Below are 10,071 nucleotides of genomic sequence, written 5' to 3'. Positions count from 1 at the left end.
GTTTTTAAAAACGGCTATCAAGACTGTATAAGTCCTTGGGAATATTGATAGAATGCAAGGTAAAGGCGCTCTATAAACTATAGATATTTGAAGCTATCACAAGGATGTATTGGCTATGTTTGGTATTGAGAATTATCTAGGGTTTGTCATGGCGGCCATTTTGCTAAACCTAACCCCTGGCAGTGATAGCATGTATATCATCACTCGTAGCATTTCACAGGGTAGCCAAGCAGGGTTTTATTCTGTGTTAGGTATCATCTCAGGCATTTTAGTCCATACGTTGTTAGCAGCGCTGGGCTTGTCCATCATTTTGGCAAACTCCCCACTGGCATTTATGATCGTCAAATATATCGGTGCTAGCTACTTATGTTATTTGGGCGTAAAAATGCTTATGAGCAAGCAGCAGCCTTTGATAGCCGAGAGTTTACAAGAAAACGAAAAATCTTCGTCCGCTAAGACTCTAGATCATTGGCAAATATATAAACAAGGTGTACTCACCAATACCTTTAATCCAAAAGTCGCATTATTCTTTTTGGCATTCTTCCCTCAATTTATCGATGCCAGTTATGCTTATAGCATGGTGTCGTTTATCATTTTAGGATTGACCTTTGCTGTTACTGGCTTTATATGGTGCTTGTGCTTAGCATTGTTGGCGTCGAAGTTTAGTGAAAACCTGAGAAAAAACCCCTCTATCGAAGTGATTTTAAATAAAATAAGCGGTGTGGTATTTATTGGCTTGGGGATTAAACTGTTGACTGATAAGGGTTGAAGGTAAAAAGCAACGTATAAAAAAGCATTCTGTACAAAAAAGCCCAATCCCTACTTTAACTGGGACTGGGCTTTTTTATTATAAATAGAGCTAGCTATTAAGCAGCATTTTTACTCTCAGCTGCCAGTTGACGTAGCACATAGTGCAATACACCGCCGTGACGCACGTATTCGCGCTCTTTTGGCGTCTGTAGCATGACATTGACATCAAAGCTCTCAGTTGAACCATCGGCACGTGTGGCCGTAACCTTGGCGGTTTTGCTTTCGCCATTATTCAGGCCTGTAATGCTAAGCACCTCAGAACCGTCTAAATTATAGGTCGCAGCATTTTCACCGTCTTTAAAGGTTAATGGCAACACACCCATACCGACTAGGTTTGAGCGGTGAATACGCTCAAATGAGCTGGTCAATACCGCTTTTACGCCAAGCAAAATCGTACCCTTCGCGGCCCAGTCACGACTAGAGCCAGAGCCATATTCTGCCCCGCCAAGTACCACGAGCGGACGCTTGTCTTCTTTATACTTCATCGCCGCATCATAGATGGCCATCTCTTGACCGTCTTGTAGCGTCGCGCTATCGCCATTGAAGTAATAAGTGTAGCCGCCCTCTTTACCGCCCATCATAGTGTTTTTGATGCGGATATTGGCAAAAGTACCGCGCGTCATGACCGCATCATTACCACGGCGTGAGCCATAGCTGTTGAAGTCGGCTTCCATTACACCGCGCTCTTGCAAGTACTTACCCGCAGGAGAATTGGCATCGATATTACCGGCTGGTGAGATATGGTCAGTGGTGATTGAATCACCGAATAGACCCAAGATACGCGCGCCTTCGATATCGAGGATACCTTCCGGCTCCATGGTCATACCATCAAAGAACGGTGGGTTCTTAATGTAAGTAGACTCTTCACTCCATGGGTACAGCTGGCTATCAGCTGAGCTAATGGCGTTCCATGCGGCACTACCGTCAAACACTTCGCCATAGTTTTTACGGAACATATCGGCGTCGATATTATTGGCAATCAGCTCATTAATTTCTTCTGACGTTGGCCAGATGTCTTTTAGGAATACATCATTACCGTCGTTATCCTGACCTAGTGGATGCGTGGTTAAGTCAATATCGACAGTACCTGCCAGCGCATACGCAACAACGAGCGGTGGTGACGCCAAATAACTGGCTTTGACGTGTGAGTGAATACGACCTTCAAAGTTACGGTTACCTGAGAGTACAGCTGCGGCAACCAAATCGCCTTCTTCGATAGCCTCTTCAATCGCCCCTAATAGCGGACCTGAGTTACCGATACAAGTGGTACAGCCATAACCAACTAGGTAGAAGCCAATTTTCTCCAGCTCATCCATTAGCTGAGACTTTTCAAGATAATCAGTTACCACTTTTGAGCCGGGAGCCAGTGAAGTCTTAACCCATGGCTTAGCCGTTAGACCTTTTGCAGCGGCTTTCTTCGCAACCAGACCTGCACCTATCATCACTGCTGGGTTTGAGGTATTGGTACAAGAAGTAATCGCCGCGATAACGACAGAGCCATCACGCAATCTATACTCTTCATCTTCGATTTTGACCGTGCAATAAGTACTGCCTTCCGCGCAGAAAGGATTGGGTTTTGCCGCCAGAGTTTTTGCTTGATCTTGCTTACCGCCTTCTTCATCAAAGCGTACCTTAGCTTCAACTTCTTTTTTACGGTCTTTGGTCATCGCCGTTAAGGTTTCACCAAATTTTTCATGCATATCAGATAGATTGATACGCTGCTGCGGCAAGTTCGGACCGGCAAGTGCTGGCTGTACGGATGATAAATCCAACTCTAACTTACTTGAGTAAGTCGCTGCTGGCGTATCGGCATCGTGCCATAAGCCTTGCGCTTTGGCATATTTTTCAACCAGCTCAATCTGGCTTTCTTCACGACCTGACAGACGTAGATAATCAATCGCCATTTGGTCAATCGGGAAAATACCACAAGTCGCGCCATACTCTGGTGCCATGTTGGCAATGGTTGCACGATCAGCAAGTGGCATACTGTGTAGACCTTCGCCGTAAAATTCGACGAACTTACCAACCACGCCATGCGCACGCAGCATTTCAACCACACGTAATACCAAATCCGTCGCGGTGACGCCTTCGGTTAATTTACCCGTCAGCTCAAAGCCAACGACTTGTGGAATCAGCATCGATGATGGTTGACCAAGCATTGCGGCTTCCGCTTCAATACCGCCAACACCCCAACCAAGGACGCCAATACCATTAATCATCGTGGTGTGACTGTCCGTACCAAACACCGTATCAGGATACGCAGTCAACTCACCGTCGACATCAGCAGCCATGACCACGCGGGCTAGATATTCAAGGTTAACCTGATGCACAATACCCGTTGCTGGTGGTACAACGACAAAGTTTTTAAAGGCATTTTTGCCCCAATGTAAAAACTCATAACGCTCATTATTACGTTTAAATTCAATCTTTTCGTTTAAATCCAGTGCATCTTCGCGGCCATAGGCATCGACCTGTACAGAGTGGTCAACGACCAATTCACTTGGGATAAACGGGTTAATTTGCTCAGCGTTACCGCCAAGCTCAACGACTGCATCACGCATCGCTGCCAAATCGACCACCGATGGTACACCGGTAAAATCTTGCAGGACAACACGCGCTGGCATAAAGGCAATTTCTTTTGACGCTTCTGCACCTGCGTCCCAATTGGCAACCGCTTCGATGTGATTTTTACCGACAGATTGGCCATCATCTTCATTACGTAATAGGTTTTCTAAGACGATTTTCATACAAAATGGCAGCTTACTGATGTTCTCGTAAGTGTTGGTCAGCTTTGGCAGGCTGTAATAAGCATGCTCCTTGCCATCGACCGAAATGGTGTCTTTTACATTAAAAATATCACTCATGGTAGCTTCCTTATCGTTGTTATAGATCCTGAACATAAATGACTCTTGAACTAATATGACTATCAATCAATAAGCATTTATGCTGATAACTGGTGGCTAAATAGATGGTAGTTTAGTTGTTCTTAAATTAAATGAATTTGTTAAGTTGAATGGCTATTTTAGTTACTAACAATAGGTAAATGTTTAACAATAGCCAACTGTGCTTTTTCTTTAACAAATCCTGTGTTAATAACGGTTTTATTAATACAGCGACGTTAACAAAAGCTATAAGCATCTGTTTAGCGTTTAACAGTAACGCCCTTTTACCATAACAAATAACCCGCCCTTTGTTAACGTCTAGATGGTGTTGAATCGTGGCACAATCGTAAACGCGGCAATGCTTTAGCGGATAAGCTTTAACGATTAACTGGCGGGGTGCTTCATTGTATTCTACGTTTGACGGCGACGACCGCTCCGAAAGACTTGGCTGTCATCATAAAAGCTCGAATGGGCATTTTCTGCCCAATAGTGCGGCACCCCCAAAATGGGTAATGGAGACAGTTTGCGCGGTGTCACATCCAGCTGTGATAATAACGCCTCCATATAATCAGCTACTCTTTTATCCAAGTGACTAATGCGCTCAGATAGCGATAAGGCAAAAAAATCTGGCGTGACATTTATCACGATACTATGGGCGCATATTGCCTTGCGTGGCTGAAGTAGCTTCTCTAATAATGCATGACCAAAGATATAAACTGCCGCCTGAGAGTCGCTATTTAGCGCTTGTGGCTTATCCCACTTGTCACGCGATGCAACCAAACTTGCCTGCCAATCAAAATCAATCAATGCCTTACCGATACTTGCATTAGCGGTGACTAATATTGCGCCATTTTCATCAAATACGGTAATGATATCGCGGACACGCCCGCGACTGGCACCGATACCTTGTTGATTGATTTCGAGCATATGATAATAATTCAGCAATGCTTTGGTCTTGGGAAAGGTTAGCCAAATACTACCGTTAAATAAATCATGCAAGTTATCGCGGGTTGGAATATTACCGGTCGTGCCGATAAAACTCTCGTACGCCTCGCCTGCTGGCAAGGCATTTTGCGAGACAAATTGTAAGGTTTGGGCTTGATTGTTTAGTGCAGGTTTGGTTTGCGGTAATGGCTGTTGTAAATCATCAGCCTGCTGCTGCAACGCTGTATTTAAAACTTTAGCAATAATATCAGGTGTATTTTCGAGTTTATCTGTCTGAGCAGGCTCATTTTTTAAGCCACTTAGCTTTGTGATGGCTTTACTTATATAGCCTAACTGATTTAAGTGACAGAGCCATGGCGCTTGCCAGTCAATAGCAGCAAAGCTGTCATCAAGCGTGCTGGCGCATACAGACGGGTTATTAATAGAAGCGTCAGAAGAAGCAGTTGGATAAGGCTTAGCAGGTAAATCAGTAGCGATCATGTTCACTATCTCTATTAGACGACTGGCTTTGCTATGGTATCATGGAGCGCTTTTTTACGGCTAGACAAGCCGCTCGAAATAACGTTTTCGCGCGCTATTTATTGATGAGTTTTTATGGCAAATTTTAACACCCACTTAAATGTTGCATTCATGGTCAGTGGTACGATGAGTCTAACGGTTTATAAAGCCGGATTGATTGATGATTCAGGGTTCTTGATGTGCGTGGCACTCGGTACCATCGGGGGATTGTTACCTGATTTGGATTCCGATAATTCAACGCCGATTAAGCTTGGTTTTAATATTACCTCGTTTATTTTTGCCTTTGGTCTGGTGATGCATTGGCGCAGTGAGCTGAGTTTACTGGCGCTGATAGCGTTATGGCTGGCCGGCTACGGCTTTATGCGTTATGTGGTATTTTCGATTTTTACCAATATGACCGTGCATCGTGGTGTCATTCATTCGGTGCCCTATATGGCGATAATGGGGCTTGGAATGACCTATGTCAGCTATGATATTTTAAACTTATCGTTAACGGTTAGCTGGTTTTACGGCTTGTTTTTATTTGGCGGCGCGATGGTACATTTGGCATTGGATGAGCTATATAGTGTGAATTTGTCCAATATGAAAATGAAGCGCTCATCGGGTACAGCGATGAAGTTCTATCAGCATAAAGATAAATGGTGGTATCTGCTACTGTACGTTATCCTTGCGCTCTTGGTATATTTTGCGCCGCCATTTGATGAGTTTTGGCAGCAGCTACGTGACCCCACGCCTTGGGCAAAGCTTAAACTCGGCCTATGGCCAGAATTGATAAAAAACTGGCTCAATTGAAACTTATAAATCGCTAATAATATAAATAACAACTTGAGTAAATAATGTCAATTTCCCTACCAATCTGCCCTTGCCAAATTAATCCGTCATCGGATGACATTCACGCGCCGCTACTTTATCAAGATTGCTGCCAGCCTTATCATGACGGACTTTTAAATAACGAAGCTGATAAAGATAATGGCGTAAAGCCAGACTCTGCTGAACGTCTTATGCGGTCGCGTTATAGCGCCTTTGTCTTGATTAAACCAGAATACATCGTCAAGACGACGCTACCCGGGCAGCAAAAATTGCTAGATATTCAGGCAATTGAGAATTGGGCAAAAGAGACGGACTGGGCAGGATTGGAAATCATTACGCATACGCCAAAGCTAGGTAAACGCCATGCGCAGGTTGAGTTTAAGGCTTACTTTAAGACGTCTAATGAGTTACAGGCGCATCATGAGTTGTCTGCCTTTGTAAAAGTAACAGACAAAGCGAACAATGATGCGCGTTGGTACTTCCTCGACCCAACAGTAGAAATGACTGTCACCCAAAAACAGCCATGTATTTGTGGCTCAGGTGAGAAGTTTAAGCGTTGTTGTGGCGCTTATATCTAACTGACATTTAACCAATATTAATTATTGCTCGACCCTAAACACTCGCTCCAACCGCGCGTGCTACCGCAATTCCTTCCTCAACGGTCAAAAATTTGCGCTGACTTGGGCTGTCTTTATAAATGACATCACCATCTTGGAATATTAAGCATTCATTGACCGCCAACTGTTGCCATTTTTCATTTTCAGTCAATGGCACCGTCACTAGAATCGTCACTTTATCGGTGTCTGTGGTCACATCGCTAAAGTTAATGGCCAAATCATCATCAGCAAGCTTTGCTTCACCAAATGGCGCTTTACGCGTGAGATAAAACAATAAGCTACCAGCATAAGCCAGCTGCCACCGACCGTTTGAGATTAGGCAATTAAACAAACCGTTTGCGGATAGATAACGACATTGGGTGGTTAAAAAATTAAACAGCGTCTGATCATCTGGGCGGGTTTTAAAGCTGCTTTTTAAGCGATTAACAAGGTAACAAAACGCCATTTCAGAATCGGTATTACCGACTGGTTGGCAATGTGAGGCATTACCGTTGTCTTGCAGGCGCTGACAGCGTTTAATAAACTCGCTATTCATCTGCCCGTTATGGGCAAACACCCACTGCTCGCCCCACACTTCGCGGACAAAGGGATGGGTATTCGCCAAGCAATTCTGCCCTTGGGTCGCCTTACGGATATGGGCAATCACGTTCATCGCTTTAATTGGATAATTATTAACCAAATCAGCAACGGGCGACAAATGGCTTGGTCGATTGTCATGAAATAGACGCAGACCAGTCGAGGCATTGTCTGTTTTATCATTATTAGCGCATTCGCTGCGCTCGAAAAACGCAATACCAAAGCCATCTTCATGACTGTCAGTCATGCCGCCGCGACGCCGGAACCCTGCAAAGCTAAAACCTATATCGGTTGGGGTATTACAGTTCATTCCTAAGAGTTGACACATTTATACTTCACCGCCGTTGTTGTCGTCTTGTGCAGGATTTAAAGTAGGGTTTAGAGTAGCTTCTGACACTTCATCAAACATCTCATAAGGCGTGGCCCCATCGGTGTCAATATTCGCCAAGATACGCTGCGCATGCGCCAAATCAGTATCCTGTATCCACAGCACAATCCCAGAATTCATACCGGGCATGGCACTCAGCGGTTGCAGAGACACCGTAATACCGTTATTACGCAGCAAATTGGCATGCAGCTCGCCTTGCATATTGGTATCGTAGCGTGCCAGTTTGTGCCAGTTATCAACTTGATCGGTCATGGAATCCGCCTTTATGGTTTTGATACAGGAATGGTCGAACAATAACAATCTATGCTAATTGGTCGAGCGTATATTCTTTGATTGCAAAATCACTGCTATTACTTAATTTATCACGTGCTTGCTCAGCTTGGGTGATATTGCTAAAAATACCGATTATCTGAGTGTTTTTTTGCGCCGCTGATTCATTATCTAACAATACAAAGACCGTATTTTGCGCTTTTTCAACATGTGACCAATGATAAGCAGCTAAGCGTTTCATCAGGTCAGGGTTTTTGACCATGATATTATCGCCAGTCCGACCTTCGGTACGGTTATAGTGGATAACGTTTAAACGCAATAGCCAAAAAATCACCGCCGCTTTGGCGAGCATTACTGGTAAGGCGCGTTTTTCATCTTCGCCAAGCGCACGTTTGGATTCATAGCCTTGCAAAAAAGCCGCCATTTTACTGCGGTCAAAATTGACGGTTTCGCCCTGCTCGGCATCGCCCCAGGTGGTACAAAAATCATTAATGGTAATGGCAATATCCATCACATAATGCTCAACGCTGACTTCGGTAAAGTCCAGCAATCCCGTTAAGCGCTCTGCGCCTTTTTGGCTATTATTTAACGATAAGTCCCATAAGGTATTATCAGCGAACATGTCTAAATGACATAAGCCTTTTGGCAAAGTCGCAAGCGGCAAATCTGAGTAAGCGCGCCAAATATCGCTCATGAGCTTGGCTTCGTCACCGGGCATAAACTGCATTTCACGGTCGCGCACATCCGCCCATGGATATAAAGGTACGCCATATTCTTCCGCAGGCTGTAATGCTTGTAAGGTCTCATGCAGCATGGCTAAAGCGGCACCAATCTCATGGCACATCGCTTGTGTGGTTTGCTGTGGATGCGCGCCTGCCAAACAAGGCACTAGCGTAATCGCTTTATTGTCATAATGAATGACATAGCATTTTTCTGCGCTATCAGCGCCTAAATCAAGCAATGCTAACGGCGCGGCGACCGGTAATTTACCATCCAATTGATTGAGGATAACCGCCATTTTTTCGATGTCTTCTGGTGGACGCTCTTCAAATAAGGTAAATACATAAGAGTGCGCGCCATCTACATCGTCAGTCGTCTGAATAAACCAGTTAGAGTTTTTGATACCTTGGGTAATCGGAATGGCACGCGCGAAAGACACGCCAAAACGCTGGCAAAAAGCGGCAAACTGATCATCGGTTAACTGGGTATAGACGGACATGACATCTCACTTATGGCAATGGAATAAGAAGGTAAATGGCTACGGTAATGACAGTGATTGTACCGCGCATGAGCAAACTTTGGTTAAAAGCATAATAATCTTACGAAAAGCTGCCTGATATGGCGGCGATTTTGCTAGACTAGCGCTTACGGATAAATTGATTATAAGGTGAAAGACCCTATGTTAGCAAAGCGTATCATTCCTTGTTTGGATGTTGATAATGGCCGTGTGGTCAAAGGCGTGCAGTTTGTCGATATCAAAGACGCAGGTGACCCCGTTGAAGTCGCTAAGCGCTACAACGAGCAAGGCGCGGACGAGATTACTTTTTTAGACATTACGGCGACCAATGATGAGCGCGATACCACTTATCATACCGTTGAGCGTATGGCTGAAACCGTGTTTGTACCGCTCACAGTTGGCGGCGGTGTGCGTAAAATCGCTGATATTCGTAACTTGCTCAATGCAGGCGCGGATAAAGTGGCGATTAATTCTGCGGCGGTATTTACCCCTGAATTTGTTGGGGAAGCGGCGCAGAAATTTGGCAATCAATGTATCGTTGTGGCTATCGATGCCAAACGCGTTGCAGATATCACGGTTGATGGTGTTATTGTGCCGCGTTGGGAAATCTTTACCCACGGTGGTCGTAAGCCAACCGGTATCGATGCCGTCGCTTGGGCCATCAAAATGGCGGAGCTTGGCGCTGGTGAATTATTGGTCACCTCAATGGATGGTGACGGCACCAAAAAAGGCTATGATTTAGCTTTAATGAAGCAGATTACCAGCCGCGTTAATGTACCGGTTATTGCTTCAGGTGGCGTTGGCAATTTAGAACATTTAGCAGAAGGCGTATTAGAAGGCGGCGTTGATGCGGTACTTGCGGCCAGTATTTTCCACTTTGGTGAATATACGGTGCAAGAAGCCAAAGAATATATGGCAGCACAAGGCATAGCAATGCGCTTATAACGCCTTGGTAAAATACAAATACAGCGGTAAAAAATGTTATCATAGCGCTAACTACTTCTTATCATTTGATTT

9 protein-coding genes are annotated in these 10,071 nt (G+C 44.7%); 4 read left to right on the top strand and 5 right to left on the bottom strand.

Features of this window, described 5'->3' with window-relative positions; genetic code table 11:
• The first annotated feature begins 115 nt into the window (after positions 1-115).
• On the top strand, positions 116-769 hold the full coding sequence (locus tag JMX94_RS05660) for a LysE family translocator (protein WP_201563997.1): 654 nt from the start codon (positions 116-118) through the stop codon (positions 767-769).
• Between the two features lie 97 nt (positions 770-866).
• Here JMX94_RS05660 and acnA read toward each other — a convergent pair whose 3' ends face one another.
• Both acnA and JMX94_RS05650 read right to left on the bottom strand, forming a co-directional pair.
• Positions 867-3,674 carry an aconitate hydratase AcnA gene (gene acnA, locus JMX94_RS05655; RefSeq protein ID WP_201563995.1) on the bottom strand — a complete coding sequence of 936 codons (2,808 nt, stop codon included), beginning with the start codon at positions 3,672-3,674 and terminating at the stop codon, positions 867-869.
• Positions 3,675-4,103: 429 nt separating this feature from the next.
• Positions 4,104-5,117: a DUF3025 domain-containing protein gene (locus tag JMX94_RS05650; RefSeq protein ID WP_201563993.1), complete on the bottom strand. Its 1,014-nt coding sequence runs from the start codon at positions 5,115-5,117 to the stop codon at positions 4,104-4,106.
• A 114-nt stretch (positions 5,118-5,231) separates the two neighbouring features.
• On the opposite strand from JMX94_RS05650, the gene JMX94_RS05645 reads away from it, so the two are divergent.
• On the top strand, positions 5,232-5,948 hold the full coding sequence (locus JMX94_RS05645; protein ID WP_201563991.1) for a metal-dependent hydrolase: 717 nt from the start codon (positions 5,232-5,234) through the stop codon (positions 5,946-5,948).
• A 44-nt stretch (positions 5,949-5,992) separates the two neighbouring features.
• On the top strand, positions 5,993-6,544 hold the full coding sequence (locus tag JMX94_RS05640; RefSeq protein ID WP_201563989.1) for a YchJ family protein: 552 nt from the start codon (positions 5,993-5,995) through the stop codon (positions 6,542-6,544).
• 34 nt (positions 6,545-6,578) lie between these two features.
• On the opposite strand, the gene JMX94_RS05635 is transcribed toward JMX94_RS05640, so the two are convergent.
• The 3 genes from JMX94_RS05635 to JMX94_RS05625 are packed head-to-tail and all read right to left on the bottom strand — an operon-like array spanning position 6,579 to position 9,036.
• The gene (locus tag JMX94_RS05635) at positions 6,579-7,487 is read right to left on the bottom strand and encodes a class II glutamine amidotransferase (protein WP_201563987.1); all 909 of its coding nucleotides are present in this window, start codon (positions 7,485-7,487) and stop codon (positions 6,579-6,581) included.
• The gene (locus tag JMX94_RS05630; RefSeq protein ID WP_227673527.1) at positions 7,488-7,799 is read right to left on the bottom strand and encodes a hypothetical protein; all 312 of its coding nucleotides are present in this window, start codon (positions 7,797-7,799) and stop codon (positions 7,488-7,490) included.
• A 49-nt stretch (positions 7,800-7,848) separates the two neighbouring features.
• Positions 7,849-9,036, bottom strand: coding sequence for a homoserine kinase (locus JMX94_RS05625; protein ID WP_201563985.1), 1,188 nt, complete (start codon positions 9,034-9,036; stop codon positions 7,849-7,851).
• A 180-nt stretch (positions 9,037-9,216) separates the two neighbouring features.
• Here JMX94_RS05625 and hisF point away from each other — a divergent pair, with 180 nt between their 5' ends.
• Positions 9,217-9,999, top strand: a complete 783-nt coding sequence (gene hisF, locus JMX94_RS05620; RefSeq protein ID WP_201563983.1) for an imidazole glycerol phosphate synthase subunit HisF — start codon at positions 9,217-9,219, stop codon at positions 9,997-9,999.
• Positions 10,000-10,071 lie beyond the last annotated feature (72 nt).

It is taken from the genome of Psychrobacter sp. CMS30, assembly GCF_904846565.1.
Classification (GTDB): Bacteria; Pseudomonadota; Gammaproteobacteria; order Pseudomonadales; family Moraxellaceae; genus Psychrobacter; species Psychrobacter maritimus.
Note: the sequence above shows the minus strand (reverse complement) of the source record. Positions and strands in the feature narration are given on the sequence as shown.

Bases quoted from the DNA above. Each gene is read 5' to 3' on its own strand.
- JMX94_RS05635 (WP_201563987.1), bottom strand. From the start codon at position 7,487: ATGTGTCAACTCTTAGGAATGAACTGTAATACCCCAACCGATATAGGT.
- JMX94_RS05625 (WP_201563985.1), bottom strand. From the start codon at position 9,036: ATGTCCGTCTATACCCAGTTAACCGATGATCAGTTTGCCGCTTTTTGC.
- acnA (WP_201563995.1), bottom strand. From the start codon at position 3,674: ATGAGTGATATTTTTAATGTAAAAGACACCATTTCGGTCGATGGCAAG.
- JMX94_RS05630 (WP_227673527.1), bottom strand. From the start codon at position 7,799: ATGACCGATCAAGTTGATAACTGGCACAAACTGGCACGCTACGATACC.
- JMX94_RS05660 (WP_201563997.1), top strand. From the start codon at position 116: ATGTTTGGTATTGAGAATTATCTAGGGTTTGTCATGGCGGCCATTTTG.
- JMX94_RS05640 (WP_201563989.1), top strand. From the start codon at position 5,993: ATGTCAATTTCCCTACCAATCTGCCCTTGCCAAATTAATCCGTCATCG.
- JMX94_RS05650 (WP_201563993.1), bottom strand. From the start codon at position 5,117: ATGATCGCTACTGATTTACCTGCTAAGCCTTATCCAACTGCTTCTTCT.
- hisF (WP_201563983.1), top strand. From the start codon at position 9,217: ATGTTAGCAAAGCGTATCATTCCTTGTTTGGATGTTGATAATGGCCGT.
- JMX94_RS05645 (WP_201563991.1), top strand. From the start codon at position 5,232: ATGGCAAATTTTAACACCCACTTAAATGTTGCATTCATGGTCAGTGGT.